The following is an 18,861-nucleotide window of genomic DNA, read 5'->3' as shown; positions in this document are numbered from 1 at the left end:
CGAATTGGGCTACTTGTGTGAACAGCGTTAACATATTAATAAAGTTAACGTTGTTAATATTGCTGATTTCTTCTGATATCAACAGAAAAAGATGGTGTTTGCCATTCTTTTAAGGTCGATTCGCTTGATGGAGATAATTGGTGAAAAGTCAGTGGTTGGTATTTCTTATGTTCTTAAAGGAGAAGTGGGTGAAGTGTTGGATAAAAGCCCTGACAGTGATCCGTTTGTTTTCCTGATGGGGGTTGAAGGGGCGGTTCCAGGTTTGGAGCGCGCTTTACTCGGGAAACAGGTGGGTGATGCATTTTCTGTGACTCTCAAGCCAGCCGATGCCTATGGTGAGCTTTTACCAGGACTGATTGGCGAAGTTCCTCGTAGTCAATTTCCGCCCGATGAGAAGTTGGAGGTAGGCTTGCGGTTTCAAGGCGAAGTGGCCGGAGGAATCCGTATGTTCACCATCCAAAAAATTGAGGGCGATACTTTGACTATTGATGCGAACCACGAGTTCTCCGGGAAGACCCTTTATTTTGAGGTCAAGGTCCTGTCTGTCCGTCCTGCCTCCGAAGAAGAGCTTAGTCACAAACACGTTCACCATGGAGACGGTTGTGACCATGGCCATGATCCTCATCACCATTGAGCCTGGTTTGGCTTAATCGATCCGAATTCCTTAAAACCAACGGGCTCTAGCAATAAAAGCTGCAACGACGGAGAGGTGAAGCAGTAGGGATGCGAAAATCATCCAACGAAATTTTGGTTTGTTGGTTTTATGATTGAAAATGTGCATTCCCAAAAAAGCACCCGGAAAACCTCCAATAAGAGAAAGGGTGTGGAACCAACGTTCTGGAACTCGTTTCCATTCCATTTTGGCTAACAACTTGTCGATCCCGTAAATCAGCAGCGTGAGTATGCTCACGTACAGGTAGACTCTGAAAAGTAGACGCCACATAATCAGGATTTGGAGGCTAGTAAACTTTCAACCATCGAACTCCATTCATCTTCAAGTGATCCTTGGAATACAGGTTTCCTTGCCCGGCTATACCAATAGGAGGCATTTCCGATGTCGCCTTCCTTTCGATGCAGGTAAGCATGAACCCAATCACCCTCCAACGATCCGGCACTTTGACACACATCATGCGATTTATCCCAATCGCCTTTTGCATCCCACCAAAGGGCTTGCAAAGGCTTCGACAAAGCTGAATCAGGTCTTGTGTTTTCTGAGGTGGATTGCTGAAATTCGGAAACGGTCATAAGTCTAAGCTTTGGTAAATACCAAATCGAACATGGCAGGCGAAACAATAATTTTGGAGGAGACCTCCGAATTCTTTATTCGTCCGTAACCAGGAGTCTAACAAATCTACCACCATCGGTACCCAAAGCTTGGATATCGCGAATACTAACTGTGTAGGTATTATTGGACGGATTGAACGTTTCTGAGATCACCGCTGAATCGATCCGTTCCCAGGTTTCAAGATCTGTACAAGTTTCAAGGTGAATGGAGTATTTCCCAAGCTCGGCTGGATGCGTGTAGGTGAAGCCTAGGTACTGCTTCCCTTCAATCTCAAATATTTTGAACGGCTGCGCTCCATTGGGGAATTAACCCTATAGATTTGAGGCGTAACTCTATACAAACCGTCTGCTAAATTACCTGCCATCCATCCGTTGCTTTTTATACCCCTTGGGTGGTGCGAATGTGGATTTGTCGAGATCACGTTTTTCAACGGACTTCAGGGTGAACTCCTCAGAAGGTTTGCCGTTTTTGTAGTTGATTGATGAAACAGGAAATCCCCCCAGCTCTTTCAATTGTTTAAACATGTTCTGGTCAATGGAAGCCATCATGGGGTTGCTGCCCCCCTGACTTAATGAACTCATCATTTTTTCCATGAAACTGGACATCGACTCAAATGCTTCTACCGCTTCATCTCCACCTTCGATGTCTTTCCAAGCTGAGACCCAGAATTCATTTTCTATTTGGCCACCCTTCTTTTGGAGGTAGTGAGTCGTTTTGTATCCGGCGACGGTTTTACTTTTATCTCCTTTTTCTATGGATGTCGGGACTTTCTCTTTTGCCTGAGGTATCATGGATCCCATCCTTTGTTTCATCATATTTTCCACCATTGCTTTTTGTTCTGGTGGAACATTTTTAAGCGCTTCATTCATCTGCGCCATCGCCTGACTCAGTTGATTGCCAAGTTGGTTGAGGGTAGCTTCGTCCATCAGGAAAAATTGTTTACGCTCATGGTCGATCATCATCACGCTATTTTCATTTCCCAAAAATACCATTGAGCCGTTCCCATTGGTACCGTCGGCAAATTCCATTTTGAGGTTTTTGCCGTCCACGGACACTGTCATATCTCCCGGGTTCTCAGCCTTTTGAAGGTCCTTGGAAGACAGGGTGTAAACTACTCCCGCTGAAAGCACCGAATTTAGAGAAACTAGAGCACATAATAGAAAGATGATATTGTTTTGTTTCATAATTTGGGGTGTGAGTGGTTTTTGATAAATCGAACTAAGAGATATAAAAAAGCATGATAGTACATATCTGATTGGAATGCAGCTTATTTTTAACGCTTAGGTTTTGTGCGGGTGTCATTGTTTTTCGCTTCGTTGTCGGTCAAGACCTCGGTGCAATTGATGTCAGAAACGAAAGGATGGCCAAAGTGTAGGAGCAAATTTATTCGCGACTCGTAAATCAAAAACCTTCGGGTCGCGAATAAATTTGCTCCTACAAAAAGAGAAAGGTGACTTTTTCTGTAGTGAATCAGCCAAAAAGATTCAGAGCGGAAAGACCATAAAACAATACACTCCCCAATGGGAATTCGGAGGGTCAGGTAGCTCAGGTTTTAACATCTTTCAAAATCGCACCGTTTTTTGCTAGGCCACCACCATAAAAATCATTCGCCTTATTCTGAATACGAATGAATTTCAGTCGATTGATTTTGCCTGGAGCTCTTCGAGACGTTGACGAACATCATCTGCTAATTTACCGGTCAGGTTAGGCTCGATAGTGAGGTAAAAGAACAACGCCCGCTCGCGATACTCCGTTTGTCTTTCTCCGTTGGTTTCATTTTCTGCTTTCAGGCGATGAATCTCGGCGGTGACAAAACATTTTTCGACAACCATACGATCCGAGACTTGGAATAGGTCCACTAGTTCATCCGCAGGTAGCGACATGATCAATTCGCTTGGTAGTCCGATGACCTCAGCGGTAAGTTGTTCCAAATGCACATTCAATTCCCCATCGGCAGTAATCGACCTGCTATCTGCAGCCCGTCGAATGAATTCACCTAGTTGTTGAATTAGTTGGAGGATGTAATCTTGCCTGATCATTGCTTGTTTTTTTAACCTACAACAGACCAGCAATCAGGCCAAGGAGATTCTCTGTTTTGATCTTCGGGTTTCAGAAAAAGCCTGAGCCAACAAAATCTTCTTCCGCTGAAATTAAGAAAATGTAACCGCTTGTGGGAACGATGCGTTGTCGCTATAGTCATCGCTGGAATCTGTTGGCCGCGAACTCACACAAATCTCATGAAATCTTGGCTCATCCTTTTCATATGCTTTTTGGCGTTAACGAGCTTCGCCCAACCCCAGGCAGTGGATACACGAATTTTGTCGGGTCCACTACTCAATCAGGCGAAAGTAAAACAAGGGGAGCTCATTCCGGCCGATCTTGTCATCTTCACGGAGTCTGGGAAACAACAGACCCTTTTAGACGTAATCGACGGTAACTATACGGTCCTGGTATCCGGTTGTTTAACCTGCCCCATCTTTCATCGGACTTACCCAGGGGTTGAGGCTGTTTATCAAGATTACAAAGACACAGACGGACTTCAGTTTTTTTACGTCTACAAAAGTTTGGCGCATCCTGAATACAATGGTTACATTCAACCCGTAACCCTTCAAGAGCGCTTGGCCCATGTGGTTGAAGCAAAACGAGTCTTGGGCACGAATTTACCTTGGTTGTGTGATGACATGGACAACGCCGTACGCCATACCCTGGGCTTCGGGCCGAACACCCAGATGGTTATCGATCCGCAGGGGAAAATTGTTCATGCCCTCGGATGGAGCGATGGAGAAGTCCTTCGCAAAGAGCTGGTAAAGCTGGTTGGCGATTCTGACACCCACACCGCCGTTAGAGACCTGACGCTTGAAAAACGTCCCGCGGCAATGGCGCAAAAATCGGTTCAGCGCGGCAAAGCTACAAGCCCCGTTTTCAACGAAACTTTAGTGCCTGTGGTGATCAATGCGGTGGAAGTTGGGAAACAGCCTCTGTATGTAAAACCGCGTGTGGAAGTTACTCCAGGTGTGTTGCAACGTGGACGAGGAGAGATGTATTTGGGATTTCACCTGGATCCCATCCACCATGTTCATTGGAACAATTTAGCCGCCCCTTTGCAGTATGAATTGAGTCTTCCTGATGGCGTCTACATGACTCCTGAAAAAGGCATGGCGGAAGAAGTGGATGAAGATGCGGATGCGGATCCCCGCGAATTTGTAATTGAAATCACCGGATCCGAACCGGGAGATGTTTTTGGTGTCACCGTTCGTTATTTCGCCTGTAGTGATGAAGAAGGCTGGTGCGTTCCAGTTACTCAGAAATACGAGGTAAGACTCGCTGCTGATCTCGATGGTGGCGGTACGATGGGACGGTCCTTTAATCGTGCTGGAGCTGGACAAAATTTTGCTCAAGCCGGTGCCCGGGGTGGACAACAAAGAGGCGGTCCTGCTGGCCGACGAGGCCCTCCAGGTGGTGGCCCAGGTGGTGCCCCAGGAGGACGACCATCTCCTGATCAGATGAAAGAGCGCATCCTGGGAGCCGATAGGAACGGTGATGGGAAAATCTCGGAAAATGAAGCTCCACAACAAATGCAACCGATATTTGCTCAAGCCGATTTGGATAGCGATGGTTTCCTTACGGTGGATGAAGTGAATGCCTTTGTTGAAACTTCAGGTCAAAGAGCAGGCCCTGGAGGAGGAGGTCCGGGACAAGGACGACCTGGTCAAGCGAGAGGTCCTGGCGCTCCCGGCCAGCGCGGGAACCCCGCGGCTCAATTAATGGATTTCGATGCAAACAAGGATGGCAAGATCACCAAAGATGAATTGCCGGAACCAATGCAGCAACGATTTGGAAGAATGGACGAAAATAGCGACGGTGTAATCGATCAGACTGAAGTCGATGCCATGATTGAGCGTTCTCAAGGAGGTCAAGAGCGTCGAGCTCTTCCTCCCGGACGTCCCAATCGTGACAGCATTTAGTCAGAAGAGTGATCGGTGCTGATTTTTATTGTCCGAACTGTATGAGGCAACCACGTGGGGTGGTTGCCTCATTTTTTAAATAATTTCCGTGTGCCAGGTGCGATTACGAATTAGATTCAATCTATTTAAATAACACGGTCATTCCCACCATCCACGGTGATTTGAGCGCCTGTGGTTTTTATAAATGTAGTACCAGCCATGGAAACCACCATGTTGGCAACTTCGACGGACTTGACCGGCGTCTTCATGACATTGCGAGACATGTATTCCTCGACAGTCATGCCGTATTTTTCCGCACGTGCTTCCAGTATGCCGCCGGCCCAAATAGCGGTATCGAAAACGCTGTCGGGATGGACGATGTTTACACGCACATTGTGAGCGCCCAATTCAAGGGCTGCTACCCGCATCAACTGATTGAGTCCAGCCTTCGCCACCGAGTAAGCTGCTACGCCGGGTCCGGGTGCCGGAATGTTTCTTGTGCCGATAAATATGAAGGTTGGATCAATCCCTTTTTTTAGGAAAGGAATACAGTAACGCATCAAATCCTTATGCTGAGTCACGTTGAGCGCGAGACTCATGTCCCAGGACTTGTCGTCCATCTGCTCGATGTATTTTCCCATCGGGAAGATACCGGCATTGCTGACTACAATGTCCAGGCCTCCGAAGGTTGATACAGTCGTTTCAACGGCATCGAGCAATGCAGCTCTGTCCGTAACGTCACATACTTTTCCAATGAACGTGGGCTCATTGAATAATTGGGTGATGTCTGGATTCAGATCCGTAGCTACCACAGCCGCTCCAGCTGCATGTAATTGTTCAGCACAAGCTTTGCCAATTCCACTTGCAGCACCCGTAACGAGGGCCACTTTCCCTTGCAGCGGTAGCGCGGTTTTTTTTGTTTTCAGCTTGGCCTGCTCCAACTCCCAATACTCCACATCAAATACGTCTTTCGCGCTGAGCGCTTTCCAGCCTCCCAGAGCTTCACTTTGTTGAACTACCTTCGTTGTGTGTTCCGCGATATCGGAAATTTTTACTGCTTCGGTGTAACTGGTGCCCAAGGAAACAGTGCCTTGACCTGGCCAGATAACCCAACGGGGAGCTGGATCAAGGCGTGTCATCCCTTCCGCTTTATTTTCATCAAAATAAGTTTGGTAATTGTTGCCAAATTGTTCGACGGCTTCACTTACCGGTCCGGTTAGGACCATGGGAATCCGTTTAGTGAGGATGGAATGATCGGGGGTCACGGGTCCTCGAGTACCAATCTCTGCGATTCCATCTATTTCCGAATACGCAACCACCGACGGGCTGGAATCCCACTTCGCAAGTAGCGGAACACCGCGTGCGTCCGATACAGCCTTTCTTAGTTCGGCCAGGGTGAGTAAGTTTGCTTTGGAAGAACCTGAAGATTCTTTCAATATCTTTGCTCCCTTTTGTTCGAGGTAAGCTTCTGCTCTGGAGACCAGGTCGATGGTATTCTCGTAAGAGGTTTTTGCTTCCTTATCGAATGTGAATAGTCCGTGGTTTAGAAGAACCATACCGTCATAATCCGCCCAATCAAGGTCGCGGGTCATTTCATACACTTTTCGAGCCAGTACGAATCCCGGCATGACGTAAGGAACGATCAGGATTTTATCGCCCAGTGCTTCTCTGATTTTGGCCTCGCCGTTTTCTGTGTTGGTTAGAGCAATGATAGCGTCCGCATGGGTGTGGTCTACAAATCGATGCGGAATAATGGCATGCAATATGGCCTCGACAGAAGCGTTCGGCGCATGTGGGTCCAACATGGCTACTCGCTGCTGGGTTACCATATCGGTATCGGAGAGTGTTTCCAGCTCGGCCAGCTTTAACAAGGCACTCATACGTAGAGGAGCAAAGCCCGCTACTTCGATGGTCGCCAAATCCCAGCCACTGCCTTTACAGAACAACACGTCCTCTTCCGTTCCAAAGAAATCTTTTTCCTTGAGTTTAACTGAGGTGTTTCCACCCCCATGAAGAACCAGATCCGGATTGCTTCCCAATAATCGGGAAGTGTAGGCACGAAGGCCCTTGATATCATCTTTGAAAGCATTTGCTTCCTCGGCGTTCCATAAACTATTCATACTCAGAGGTCGTAATATTTTAGAAACATCCGAGCCAAACGAGCCCGCGGGGTAGTGTCAATATTGCGGCCTATCTATAATTGAAAGAAAACCTCTTTGTTCGACACGAATTCGAACTGGCGGGGTGGCTAAGCCCGAGATATAGGAATGTCTGCTTCCCCCGTGGATTCAGGCTTTATTTTTCGCCGTACTCGCTCAGAAGATTTTCTTTAAAGGGCGGCCGGATGATTCCACGCTCGGTAATGAGACCTGCAACGAGTTCATGGGGAGTCACGTCAAATGCCGGACTACGTACCTGGATGTTCTCAGGTGCTGTTCTTCGTGACCCGAAGTGGGTAACTTCAATAGGGTCCCGTTCTTCAATCGGAATGCCGGAGCCATCCGGCATATTGAAATCAATCGTCGAGTAAGGCAGCGCAACATAGAAAGGGATATTAAAATGTTTTGCGAGAATGGCCACGCCCAGTGTCCCGATTTTATTGGCCACATCGCCGTTTGCCGCCGTGCGATCAGTTCCAACAATAACCAGGTCGATCAAGCCCTGGGACATCATATGTGCTGCCATATTGTCGGTGATGAGGGTAACGTCGATTCCCGCTTGTTGAAGTTCCCAGCTCGTTAAGCGGGCGCCTTGAAGGAGTGGTCGGGTTTCGTCCGCATACACTCTAAATGGAATCTGGTTCTTATGTGCCACAAACATGGGCGAGGTCGCGGTGCCATACTCAGAAGTAGCCAATGAGCCTGCATTGCAGTGAGTAAGGATTCCATATCCAGGTTGAATCAAAGAGGCTCCGTGCACTCCGATCATTCTGCATAGTTCACGGTCTTCATTGTGAATATCTATGGCCTCACCTTCCAGTTTATCGTAGAGCTCACGACTGGTCGTCACCCTTTGTTGCTTGGCAAAGTCGACCATACGTTTGAGACCCCATTTCAAATTAACCGCGGTGGGCCGTGCTTCTCCGAGCCATGCTGCCTTGGATTCGATTTGCGCCATGAAATCGTCAACAGGCAGGTCCTGGTGAACCTTAATTCCTACGAGCAAACCGTAAGCCCCGGCGACACCTATGGCTGGCGCTCCTCGAACTTTCAATGCTTTGATTGAGTCGCTGACTTGTTCGATCGTGTCCTGCCTTTCGCCGACCACCGCCAAAGGAAGTTGTGTTTGATCGAGGAGAAAGAGTTCTCCGTTCTCCCACCAAATGGTTTCTGGAAGATTGAGACTATTCTTGGGAATGGTAATTTCGGCCATGATGGTACTAAGCTATCGGAGCGGTGATATTGTTTTAGCCCGGTCGATAACTTCTTCTATACTTTTGAATTGGTCGCGTTGTATAACCAGCGCCTTCCCTAGTTCAAGTGTCATCCGTTCAATGTGGGCGCGTTCCTTCAGGTCTTCGATGTCGGCAATGTCTCCGACTTTGGCGAGACCTACAATTCTGCGCATCATCTTGCATGCGGCAAAGCCAAGTGTGTCACTAAAAACATGTTTGAGAAAAGACTGTCGTTGCCTCCTGGCATCCGCTTTGCCTTCGGCGTAGTCAAAATAAAGTGGGTCTTTGTCGTGTTGGTGCTTCTCCCACAATTGGTCAAATTTACTTTCAAACTGATTCCAGGTTGAAGCGATCGTATCCAGTATCCAGCTACGATACTCAAGTGGCTCACGTCCAAGGAGCTTTTGGCGGTATTCATGTGAGAAATAGGACATGAACAGATTCCCGATAAACGCGCCTATGTCGAACCCCATGGGACCATAAAAAGCAAACTCCGGGTCGATTACCGTGGTCTCATTTTCGTTAGCCATGACGCTTCCGATGTGTAGGTCACCATGAAGCAACGCTTCTGTGTGATTCATGAATTTGTATTTCATTTCTGCGACCGCAATTTTCAAAGTACCATCCTTTTGTATGAAATCGATATCCTCCTCACTCAATGCTTCGTTGTAGCTATTGGTCTCATGTTTCTCGAAAGGATTGGTGAAAACGAATTCTTCTGTAAGGTTGCACAGCTCTGCGTTTATGAAATTGGCAACTGCCTTCTTTTTATCAGCGGAAGAGAGATACCAGTCGGACGTATAATAAAGGGTATGCGCCAGAAAGGTGGACATGTGATCGGCCAAATACGGGAACACTTTACCTTCGATGATCTGCCCGCGCAGTATCTTTTGATTGGAAAGATTCTGCATGATGACCACTGACATCTCTATACTGGAATAGAAGATTTCAGGAACAAAATCAGGACAAAGCTCTTTTTGTATTTCCAAGGCCTGGATCTCAAAACGCATGCGTTCTCGTGTAAGCGCCCACGATTCGCCTACCACCCTTAGGTAAGGAACCGCCTGTTTCAAGGCGACCGTCTCTGCCAGGTTGTCCCGGTTGGTAATCAGGTAAACATAATTCAAATTTCCGTCACCGACTTCGATCACTTCAAGATTATCGAAGCTGCTAAATAAGCTCTGCATTGCCTCGATGGATTTCAGGTAATCCACCAACGTTTCTGGAGTCAGTATTTCATAGGACATAAATTGATCTGATGATTGGCGTTATAGAAAAATGTTTAAGCAGGATGAATTACCCCACAATTTGTTGTCAACCGGTTCAACGCTCTATTCGGAAAATATCGAAGAGTTCGATCAGGTGTTCATGGATTGCAGGAGCCCCTGAACTTTCTCTCGGATTGTTTCAGTTAAAGGAGTAACTCCACTTTTAAAATTGAATCCGCCTTCTTCAAGAAACGTGTTAATGGCTATAGGTTTTCCAAAAACTAATTCAGCTGTGCGTGGACCGTAGTATTCTTCTATTTCGAGGACATCTTCCTCGAGCTTGAATAGCGTCTCTGCAATACGATCATCGGTTGGGTTTTCTTTCAAGTATCGGCCAGGGTAGCTATACAGCTGGTTGGCGAGGAAAATTCTGTCCAGTTCATCGTAAAGCTCTTTTTCTCGTTCTGGCGAAACGGGAGAGGATTCGTCGGTAAGCTCCTTTCGGATTTTTCCACGCAGCGCTTTTATGCGCATCGTCATCTTCATATCCGAATTCGATTCACCATGAGCCAACTCAATGGGTTCCATCAATTTGTCCTGCAAACTACGGGTGCGCGCAATTATTTCTCCTGTCTGGGCATAACCGAGAAATTCTTCCTCTTTAATTGTAAGGAGCGCTGATCCAAGTCGGTAGATTCGATCTACCGGATCCAAACCGAGTCTTGGTTTCCAGGTAATATGTTTCTCCAATCGATCCAGTCTTTCTGAAAATGTGTTTGAGATATCTGAACTGTGTCTAATACGAATGCCTGCCGGGACGACATAGCTCGTTTTACCTTCGGGTAGTTTTGAACTGGCTCTCAGCACTATACTTGCGACCCCATCATTCAGCTCATCCAGCACCTCGTGGTGGTGATAGATTTCACCTTCAGGGAAGATGACCAAGGGGAAATTACCTTCCTGCAACAATTGAATCGCCGTCTTGATTGCGCCAATATCACCTCCCTCCCGGTTTACCGAAAAAGCTCCCGCCTTTTGAAGAAAGAAGCGGGTAAAGGCATCCTTTTCAAACCCTTCTCTCGCCGCCATAAAATGAAAAATAAAGCCACTGCGACGGGCGGCCGTTACCATAAGGCTTGGGTCAGCATGGTCCGCATGATTGGGGGCGACGAGAATCGACTCCCTGCGGCGAACAAGTTCAGTCAATTCCTCGGCACCGCTTATTTTGATTTCCGCAATTTTAAATTTCTTTTTGAGAAAACGACTGCTAACCAAAAACAGGATAGGCTTGAACCAGGTTGAATACTTCGGTGGTCGAAAAACGTAGGGAATTTGAGGACGGAATATATTCATTTGGAGGAATCAGCAAATTTGCGCGCCAGTTCCTTCAGTAGACTCAAGTCCAGTTTGCCCGAGCCCAGGTAGGGAAGAGAGTCGACATGGAAAAACAGATCGCGCCTTGGTTTCCAGAGATTCGGGATGTCCGCTTCGGCCAATTTTGAATGACATTCTTCCAGGCGTGAAGCAGTCAAACAATGAAGCACCACCAGGCGTTCGCCCTTCCGTTCATCGGGTAGGCTGGAGACTGCCAAGGATTTCTCCGTTTCTTCAATTAATTCATGAAGAACGTCCTCAACTTTGATGTGAGGAACCATCTCGCCTCCTATTTTACTAAAGCGGCTCAGGCGATCGGTGATCGTTAAAAAGCCGTCTTCATCGATAGCTGCAATATCACCGGTAGTATACCAACCGTCCTGGAGCACCTCCGCGGTTTTTTCCGGTTTCCCGAGATAGCCCTGCATGACGTTTGGGCCCTTGACGAGCATGAGACCGGCACTCCCGGTGGGAACCGCTGTGTGTGAGTCGGGATCGACGATTCGAATGCTGATTCCCGGGAGAGGATGACCAATCTTACCAGGTTTGATGCCTACTTGGTGAAGGTTTCCTTTCCTGAAATCCCGGGTATTGGCAGAAACGACCGGAGAACATTCGGTGCAACCGTACCCCTCGACAGGGTACAGCCCAAATTTTTCCTCAAACGCCATCGCCAAGCGCTCAGGTAATTTTTCGGCTCCAACCATGACGAATTCGAGCGACTTAAATTGCTCGGCCTGGCAGCCGCGCAAATAAATTTGCAGGAAGGTCGGCGTTGCAATCAGGTAGGTCACTTTGTTTTCCTCAACCAGTGAACCCACCATTTTTGAATCAAGCGGATTCGCATGGTAGGTGACTCCAATTCCAAGGGTCGGCGGCAGTGCCAAAGCTCCTGTAAAGCCAAACGAATGGAAAAACGGTAGTATCCCCAAAAGCACATCCCGTTTCCCCAAGGCAAGTGTTTGTCCAATCTGCTCAACATTCGAAGCTATGTTGTAATGGCTCAACATGACCCCCTTCGGTTCTCCGGTACTTCCGCTCGAAAAGATGATAGTCGCCGTATCGTCCAGCTCAATTTTCCGTGCCTGCCCGAGTGATTTTTCCAAAACCCTTACCGGTAACGTCCAGGCCATTAAGAAGCTGATAATTTTTTGAGACAGCTTTGGTTTATGGAGAAGATCTTCCAGGAAGAGGCTCGTTTCCGGCAGTTGAAGTTTGGTCCGGGCAAGGAACAGCTTGGAGGTAACTATCGTTTTGATGCCGCATTGTTCAATACACGAAGCAATGGCATTTTCAGAAAGCGTGTAGTTTAGATTAACGGGCACTTTCCCCATCAAAAATGCCGCGTAGTTCACAAGGGCTCCCGGAACCGACGGTGGGAGGAGTATTCCCACTTTTTCTTGATCCTGCCAATGTGGCCTCAAGGTTCGAGCCATGAAAATAACTTTTGGAAGAAGCGCACCGTAGCTGAGCCGGCCTGATCTTGGATCAGACATCGCAAATCGGAAGGGGTGGTGCTTGGCCGTATGTACAAATTTGCGGTGCAGCGTATCAAAATAAATTTTCCTGTTGGGCCATGCTTGTGTAGCCAAGTCCTGCACTGCTGTTCTCACTTCAAAGGGTGGGCTTTGAGGTGGCATGGCTTCTCCGAAGCTAACTGTAACAGGAAACGGAATTTTTCTCGGCCATTTATATAAAAAACGACCGCGTTCAAAACTGAAGATACTTCCCCAGACTCCATCCAGGTTGATGGGCAGAATCGGTTCATGAAGACCCTTCATGATCCGTTCAAATCCCTTTCGAAACGGTAGTAAGTTTCCGGTTCTCGAGATTTGACCTTCTGCAAAAATACAAACGACTTCCCCTTTTTGAATTAGGTCTCGGGCATGTTTTAATGCGGCGATCGTTTCCCTGGGTCGGGCCGTTGTCGGAATCGGAATTGCACCCATTATTCTAGCAAACGGTTTTATGAATTTATTGGTATAGATGTCCTGCGCCATGATAAACCGGATGGGACGATCTATGGATGCAACCAGGAGTAAGGCATCCACATAGGAAAGGTGGTTGCAGACAAAAAGAACGCCTCCTTTGTCAGGAATATTATCCCGGCCAAGGACACGAATCCTGTAAATGGTGTTGGTCAGGATTACCAGGAGCAGTCTCAGGAGTGAATCGGGAAGCAACCAGATCACATAAACGGTTCCAACGAGTGTAATTGCACCTATGAAAATAAAGATCTCCCCGGTCTCCAGCCCAATATTCTTTAGTAACAAATAGACGCCAGCCGAGGCCAGGATTCCTCCCCAGGAAAGAAATGCCTGCATCGCAATGACAGAGCCTTTTCGTTCTTTTTCCGGTCTGTGTTGAACAATGGCGTTGATTGGGATGATATAAAATCCTCCAAAAAAACCTAATAAACCCAGGAAGAGTCCAAAGTAGGTGGTACTTAGTCCTGACTGCCCCATGCAGAAACTAAAGACCGCAACTCCCAGAGCACCGAGCGGGATTAGTCCGTATTCGATCTTTCGAGCCGAGAGGTAGCCAGCCAGGAAACTTCCGATTCCGATTCCTACCGCCATCATCGCGAATAGAATACTCGTACTACGGAAACTGAGGTCCAATTCATTGCGACCATAGATCATAACCGACTGTTGCACCAGCGCGCCCAGAAACCAGAAATAGGTACTTCCGATCACCGAGAGAAACAACACCCGGTCTTTTCGGGCATATTTAAGTTGTTGCCAGAATTCTCCTAAAAAATTGATCCGGTAGACTTTATTGGGATCTGCCGGAGGCATTCGCTTTATCCCGCGGCTTGCCAGATATCCAGCGACTGCCAGTAGTGTTAAAATGACCCCTGTGGCTGCTTGATTGTCGAACCAATCGAATAAGAAACCGCCGGCAATAGTTCCCAGAATAACGGCAATAAATGTGCCGAGGCCGATGTAGCCATTACCCCAGGATAAGCGCTTTTCTTCGAGAAGCTCGGGGAGAAGGCCGTATTTTACGGGTCCAAAAAACGCGCTTTGTGCGCTCATCAGGAAAATGACTCCGATCAAAACGTTGAGATTACTATAATAAAGCCCACAAGCGGCGATCGACATTATGACAATCTCCGCGGTCTTAATACGAACGGCCATGTGAGCTTTGCTACACCGGTCTGCAAAGAAACCGCCCGTCATCGTGAGCAAAATAAAGGGTACTGCAAAAAACACCCCGATCAATGCGACAAGTCTGTCTTGATCCGCTTCATTCGGGAACTGGCTCATCGCCGTGAAGATCACGACAAACTTGAACATGTTGTCGGAAAAAGCACCTTGGCACTGAGTGACAAACAAGCTCCAGAAACTCTTTTTCCAAGGAGAAGGAGGTATTGCTTTTTGAGATGTTTCCACGAGGTGTTTCAATCCATTCAACGACTGAAAAGCGAAGCGCTCAAGTCTCTTTTAGTGTGGAAAATTCTCTACGCTCTCTGAGCTGTTGGTCGAATGATCACTTCGTTGATGTCCACATGAGCCGGTTGGCTTATTGCGAACGCGAACGCACGTGCAACGTCAATGGGATCGAGCAATTTCAGACCATCAAATTCTTTCATAAGGTAATCCATCGCTTCCGGATCATCGTCAGTGCCAATCTCTGTGTAGACTGCACCTGGCGAAACCATGCTGACCCGGATGTCAGGTCCTACTTCCTGGCGAAGTCCTTCATGGATCATCTTGATCGCTGCCTTGGTTCCATTATACACCGCCATGAAGGCCATGCCTTGGTGAGCAACCATGGAGGATGTGGTAATAATTTGTCCGTAGCCCTGTTCCTTCATTCCTGGAAGAACCGCCGCAATTCCATTGAGGGGACCTTTTATATTTACATCGATCATGCTGTTCCACGCATCGACCTGCAGCTTATCTACGGCACCCAGGGTGTTTTTTCCTGCATTATTGATCAAAACGTCGATCGATCCGAAGGTAGCTGTGGCGTGAGCGGCCAATTCTTTTACGCTCTTGTAGTTGGTTACGTCGGTAACTTTCCAGGCCACCTCTCCTCCGGCAGCTGTTATTTCGTCGGAAAGTTCTTTTAATCTGTCTTCACGGCGTGCGCCGAGGACGACCTTGGCTCCCAGGCTTGCCAGATGGTTGGCTGTGGCTCTTCCGATGCCACTTGAAGCACCCGTAATTATAATGACTTTCCCTGAAATGTGCGTTGCATCGTTCATATACATTTAAGCAGAACAATACCTCCTGAAGGAGTCAAAGTTCTATCTTGAAAGTCGCTCCGATTTTCCGTGGTTTCTATTTCGAGCTTCCTTGCGCTTCGATTATTTTTGGGGCTCAATACTAATCCAGACATGAATCTATCCGCAAAATCCCTAATCAATCGAATCGTTGTCGGAACCATCCTTCTTTCTGTAGGAGCGATACTGGGAATTTATATAGGTATGAAAAAGGACCTTAAATGGGCCTCGCTCTACAACGGGAATGATCTCTCCGGGTGGTCAGTCGAATCATTTGATGCCGATTCCCAGAAGGCGTATTGGAAGTCAGAGGATGGAATGATTGTTTGCGATTCCATGGGTGATAAGGATCACGATTCTATTTGGTTAAAACATGCGCTTGAGATTGAAGATTTCGAGTTGAAGTTGAAGTTCAGAGCTTTCCGGGACTCTCCTGGAAATAGTGGAGTGCAAGTTCGTAGTCGCTGGGTTGCCAGATCAGATCTTCCTAAAGGTGCATGGATGCACGGACCTCAGGTTGATATCCATCCACCTCTTCCTTGGCGGACCGGTCTTATCTACGACGAAACACCCGAAACGAAACGCTGGATAAGTCCAAGTATGCCCAGCTCGAAGATTGACGCCGCTGATGGACCCGAGGAATGGGTTTTTAATTATGCGGACAGTCCCAATGCGTGGAACGATTTAATCATCCGATGCGAAGGTCCCCAGATTACTACCACACTCAACGGTATGATGGTAGCAGATCTTGATGGGGAAGGACTGTTGAATGATGAAGCCCACAAAAAACATCGTGTGGGCATGAGAGGATTTATTGCACTTCAGCTACATGCGAAAGATGAACTGAAAATGCATTTCAAAGATATCTTTATCCGAGAGCTTTGAGCATTTCTAGTTTCCTAGAATAATGGTTCGAAGCTGATTATAAACGTCTGTTGAACAGTGCACTTCCGCATTGGATGCTTCGCTTATGATTAGCGGCCAATCGTTTTCATCCTCGGGAATTCTGCCATGCGATCCTTTCACCAAATTTGCATCCAGTGGGATGACGTCCAACAGTGCGCGGAAGCCCAGTTTTTTCTTAAGCAGGAACCATGCGATTTTCAAGAAAGGGAGACGAATGGTTGGGTCTAGGAAGAGTTCGACAGGATCATAGCCAGGTTTCCGGTGTATATCCACGCAGCGCGCAAAATCCGGGGCTACATCATCATCGAGCCAGTAGTAATAGGTAAACCAGGACTTGCTGTCAGCGATTGCGATCAGGTCGCCCGAGCGTTCGTGATGAATTCCGAACTCCGCCTTTCCTTCTTCATCAAGTACCCGATCAATGCCCTCAAGAGATTCAAGCGTTTGTTTAACATCATTGAGGAGCTCTTTGTTTTTTACATAGACATGAGCTACCTGATGATCTGCGACGGCGAAAGCTTCACTGGCACCGTAGTCGAGCTGTTCAAGCCCCAATTCTGGTTTGATAGTCAGCCAACCTTTTTTGCGAAGGGCGCGATTAATGTGTATGGGGTTATCAACGGAGGTGATTCCATATTCCGAAAGTAAAACCACTTGAATCGATTTGCTTTCGAAGAATGTGAACAATTCTCCCACCAGCGTATCGATGGCGGACAAATCTTTGGAGATAGCAGGATCTTTCGATCCCAAACGTTGCAGATTGTAATCAAGGTGCGGAAGATAAACCAAATTGAGAGTGGGTTGCTCCTTTTCTTCGATCCATTTGGCCGAAGCGGCTATCCATTGGGACGATTCAATGCCTGCCTTGGGTCCCCAAAAGGTATGGAAAGGAAATTCGCCCAAATCTCTTTTCATCTCCTCCTTCATCCCCATAGGGTGAGTATAAACATCGAAAAATTTCCGGCCGTCTGCCGGATACATAGGCCGCGGCGTTACACTGAAGTCGACCGTCGAATACATATTATACCACCAGAACATTTTTGCACATGTGAAACCCGGGGCTTCGTCTCGGAGCTCATCCCAAAGTTTTGGTCCTTTAACCAAGTGATTGGACTGTTTCCAAAAATGAACTTCGCTATAGTCGCGATTATACCAACCATTGGCTACCACCCCATGTTCGGAGGCGTTCTTACCGGTAAGGAAATCGGATTGAGCCGTGCAGGTGACGGCGGGAAACGATGGCTTGAAAGATGTTAGGTTTCCGCGCTTCGCCAATGCGTTGATACAAGGCGTGTGGTCACCCAATAATCCGGCGGTTAAGCCAACGACATTGATGACCGCGGTCCGCTTCATAAGTTCTTTAAGCGTTGGATGACCTTGAGAACGACTTCGCTGTCGATTTCGTGAACTTCAAATCGTGAGCCAACATGCTTGAGCAGAGTTATGGTTAACTGACCTCCCAGGTGTTCGCGGAATTCTTCCAGCCCTTCCAACACATAAGGGAAGCGATTGCCATTTGTCTTCTCCAGGTAGTCCGAGTAGGTCTCGAAATCCAACTGCTTAAGCAGGTTTAAAATACGGGCAGCGTTTTCTGAGCTAAGGTAGCCTTTTTGCTCAGAGTAAAGGGTATCTATGGCGATTCCAATGGCGACAGCTTCTCCGTGACTTAACGCAAAGTCCGAAAGCTGCTCCAGCTTGTGAGCGGCCCAATGGCCAAAATCCAATGGCCGGACCGAACCCATTTCGAAAGGATCACCTGAAGTGGCAATGAACGCCACGTGATGTTTCGCGCACCGGTAAATGAGCTCTTCCATCGCAGCGTTTTCAAAATGCTTCAACGCTTCCACATTGCTTTCAATCCAACGAAAGAATTCCGCATCTCGAATCAAAGCCACCTTGATCGCTTCAATGTAGCCGTTTCTCATGTGAACGGCAGGCAATGAGGAAAGGAACCTAAAGTCATTTATGACAGCAAATGGCGGAGCGAATGCCCCCACAAAATTTTTCTTCTGATTGAAGTTCACACCATTTTTTACTCCTACGCCCGCATCGGCTTGACCCAAAGTGGTCGTTGGCAAACGCAGGTGGCGGATTCCCCGATGGGCAGTCGAAGCTGCAAATCCGACCGTATCCAACAAGGCACCGCCTCCAATCGCTGCAACGAAGCTATGTCGGCAAATACGATTGTCCTCAATATCTGCATAGATCCGGTCAATCACGTTGGGATCATTCTTTAACGATTCCCCGCCCTTCAGGACATGGGCCCCCATCAGACGCAAATCGTTTTCATGGTGGTTGAAATACGCTTCGATTTGACTCTGGAGGTCGGGGTTGGACTGGCTGACCGCTTCGTCTATATAGATTAGGACCTTCCTGCGAATTCCACTCTCTCTGGAGCAGGACAAATCTCGAAACAGCGGATTTGCAGTATCAAAGACACCCTTTGTAAAATATACCCTCAGTTGGTAAGGGATCTGAATCGGATATTCTATCGGTAAATATTCGGGCATGAGGAATCG

15 protein-coding genes are annotated in these 18,861 nt (G+C 47.6%); 3 read left to right on the top strand and 12 right to left on the bottom strand.

Annotated features, from left to right (window positions below; genetic code table 11):
* Nucleotides 1–91: 91 nt before the first annotated feature.
* A complete protein-coding gene (locus O3C43_02455) occupies nt 92–634 on the top strand; it encodes a peptidylprolyl isomerase (GenBank protein MDA1065346.1) in 543 nt (180 codons plus the stop codon).
* Nucleotides 635–664: 30 nt separating this feature from the next.
* On the opposite strand, the gene O3C43_02450 is transcribed toward O3C43_02455, so the two are convergent.
* The 4 genes from O3C43_02450 to O3C43_02435 form a co-directional block, all read right to left on the bottom strand.
* Complete coding sequence (locus tag O3C43_02450; GenBank protein MDA1065345.1) at nt 665–943, bottom strand: DUF1294 domain-containing protein; 279 nt, start codon at nt 941–943, stop codon at nt 665–667.
* Between the two features lie 2 nt (nt 944–945).
* Entirely contained in the window at nt 946–1,245 is a 300-nt protein-coding gene (locus O3C43_02445) for a hypothetical protein (GenBank protein ID MDA1065344.1), read from the bottom strand.
* A gap of 393 nt (nt 1,246–1,638) precedes the next feature.
* A complete protein-coding gene (locus O3C43_02440; GenBank protein ID MDA1065343.1) occupies nt 1,639–2,313 on the bottom strand; it encodes a DUF4412 domain-containing protein in 675 nt (224 codons plus the stop codon).
* A 606-nt stretch (nt 2,314–2,919) separates the two neighbouring features.
* Nucleotides 2,920–3,324 (bottom strand): hypothetical protein, encoded by a 405-nt coding sequence (locus tag O3C43_02435; protein ID MDA1065342.1) that lies wholly within the window; start codon nt 3,322–3,324, stop codon nt 2,920–2,922.
* Between the two features lie 198 nt (nt 3,325–3,522).
* On the opposite strand from O3C43_02435, the gene O3C43_02430 reads away from it, so the two are divergent.
* Complete coding sequence (locus O3C43_02430; GenBank protein MDA1065341.1) at nt 3,523–5,250, top strand: hypothetical protein; 1,728 nt, start codon at nt 3,523–3,525, stop codon at nt 5,248–5,250.
* Nucleotides 5,251–5,375: 125 nt separating this feature from the next.
* Here the strand turns inward: O3C43_02430 and O3C43_02425 are convergent, their stop codons facing one another.
* From O3C43_02425 to O3C43_02400, 6 genes are all read right to left on the bottom strand, one after another.
* Nucleotides 5,376–7,349: a bifunctional aldolase/short-chain dehydrogenase gene (locus tag O3C43_02425; protein MDA1065340.1), complete on the bottom strand. Its 1,974-nt coding sequence runs from the start codon at nt 7,347–7,349 to the stop codon at nt 5,376–5,378.
* Between the two features lie 175 nt (nt 7,350–7,524).
* A complete protein-coding gene (gene mtnA / locus O3C43_02420) occupies nt 7,525–8,601 on the bottom strand; it encodes an S-methyl-5-thioribose-1-phosphate isomerase (protein MDA1065339.1) in 1,077 nt (358 codons plus the stop codon).
* A 12-nt stretch (nt 8,602–8,613) separates the two neighbouring features.
* Nucleotides 8,614–9,870 (bottom strand): S-methyl-5-thioribose kinase, encoded by a 1,257-nt coding sequence (gene mtnK, locus O3C43_02415; GenBank protein MDA1065338.1) that lies wholly within the window; start codon nt 9,868–9,870, stop codon nt 8,614–8,616.
* A gap of 111 nt (nt 9,871–9,981) precedes the next feature.
* The gene (locus tag O3C43_02410) at nt 9,982–11,184 is read right to left on the bottom strand and encodes a lysophospholipid acyltransferase family protein (protein ID MDA1065337.1); all 1,203 of its coding nucleotides are present in this window, start codon (nt 11,182–11,184) and stop codon (nt 9,982–9,984) included.
* Entirely contained in the window at nt 11,181–14,600 is a 3,420-nt protein-coding gene (locus O3C43_02405) for an acyl-[ACP]--phospholipid O-acyltransferase (GenBank protein MDA1065336.1), read from the bottom strand. The genes O3C43_02410 and O3C43_02405 overlap by 4 nt, the downstream gene beginning before the upstream one ends.
* A gap of 68 nt (nt 14,601–14,668) precedes the next feature.
* Nucleotides 14,669–15,418, bottom strand: coding sequence for an SDR family oxidoreductase (locus O3C43_02400; protein MDA1065335.1), 750 nt, complete (start codon nt 15,416–15,418; stop codon nt 14,669–14,671).
* A 132-nt stretch (nt 15,419–15,550) separates the two neighbouring features.
* Here O3C43_02400 and O3C43_02395 point away from each other — a divergent pair, with 132 nt between their 5' ends.
* Nucleotides 15,551–16,321 (top strand): DUF1080 domain-containing protein, encoded by a 771-nt coding sequence (locus O3C43_02395; GenBank protein MDA1065334.1) that lies wholly within the window; start codon nt 15,551–15,553, stop codon nt 16,319–16,321.
* A gap of 6 nt (nt 16,322–16,327) precedes the next feature.
* Here O3C43_02395 and O3C43_02390 read toward each other — a convergent pair whose 3' ends face one another.
* Entirely contained in the window at nt 16,328–17,695 is a 1,368-nt protein-coding gene (locus tag O3C43_02390) for an alkaline phosphatase family protein (GenBank protein MDA1065333.1), read from the bottom strand.
* On the bottom strand, nt 17,692–18,852 hold the full coding sequence (locus O3C43_02385) for a 3-dehydroquinate synthase (GenBank protein MDA1065332.1): 1,161 nt from the start codon (nt 18,850–18,852) through the stop codon (nt 17,692–17,694). The genes O3C43_02390 and O3C43_02385 overlap by 4 nt, the downstream gene beginning before the upstream one ends.
* Nucleotides 18,853–18,861: the final 9 nt, after the last annotated feature.

This window comes from Verrucomicrobiota bacterium (assembly GCA_027622555.1).
Lineage (GTDB): Bacteria > Verrucomicrobiota > Verrucomicrobiia > Opitutales > UBA2995 > UBA2995.
The sequence above is the reverse complement of the archived record's forward strand: the minus strand, read 5'-3'. Positions and strand labels throughout refer to the sequence as shown.

Bases quoted from the DNA above. Each gene is read 5' to 3' on its own strand.
- O3C43_02455 (MDA1065346.1), top strand. From the start codon at position 92: ATGGTGTTTGCCATTCTTTTAAGGTCGATTCGCTTGATGGAGATAATT.
- O3C43_02450 (MDA1065345.1), bottom strand. From the start codon at position 943: ATGTGGCGTCTACTTTTCAGAGTCTACCTGTACGTGAGCATACTCACG.
- O3C43_02445 (MDA1065344.1), bottom strand. From the start codon at position 1,245: ATGACCGTTTCCGAATTTCAGCAATCCACCTCAGAAAACACAAGACCT.
- O3C43_02440 (MDA1065343.1), bottom strand. From the start codon at position 2,313: ATGGAATTTGCCGACGGTACCAATGGGAACGGCTCAATGGTATTTTTG.
- O3C43_02435 (MDA1065342.1), bottom strand. From the start codon at position 3,324: ATGATCAGGCAAGATTACATCCTCCAACTAATTCAACAACTAGGTGAA.
- O3C43_02430 (MDA1065341.1), top strand. From the start codon at position 3,523: ATGAAATCTTGGCTCATCCTTTTCATATGCTTTTTGGCGTTAACGAGC.
- O3C43_02425 (MDA1065340.1), bottom strand. From the start codon at position 7,349: ATGAATAGTTTATGGAACGCCGAGGAAGCAAATGCTTTCAAAGATGAT.
- mtnA (MDA1065339.1), bottom strand. From the start codon at position 8,601: ATGGCCGAAATTACCATTCCCAAGAATAGTCTCAATCTTCCAGAAACC.
- mtnK (MDA1065338.1), bottom strand. From the start codon at position 9,870: ATGTCCTATGAAATACTGACTCCAGAAACGTTGGTGGATTACCTGAAA.
- O3C43_02410 (MDA1065337.1), bottom strand. From the start codon at position 11,184: ATGAATATATTCCGTCCTCAAATTCCCTACGTTTTTCGACCACCGAAG.
- O3C43_02400 (MDA1065335.1), bottom strand. From the start codon at position 15,418: ATGAACGATGCAACGCACATTTCAGGGAAAGTCATTATAATTACGGGT.
- O3C43_02395 (MDA1065334.1), top strand. From the start codon at position 15,551: ATGAATCTATCCGCAAAATCCCTAATCAATCGAATCGTTGTCGGAACC.
- O3C43_02390 (MDA1065333.1), bottom strand. From the start codon at position 17,695: ATGAAGCGGACCGCGGTCATCAATGTCGTTGGCTTAACCGCCGGATTA.
- O3C43_02385 (MDA1065332.1), bottom strand. From the start codon at position 18,852: ATGCCCGAATATTTACCGATAGAATATCCGATTCAGATCCCTTACCAA.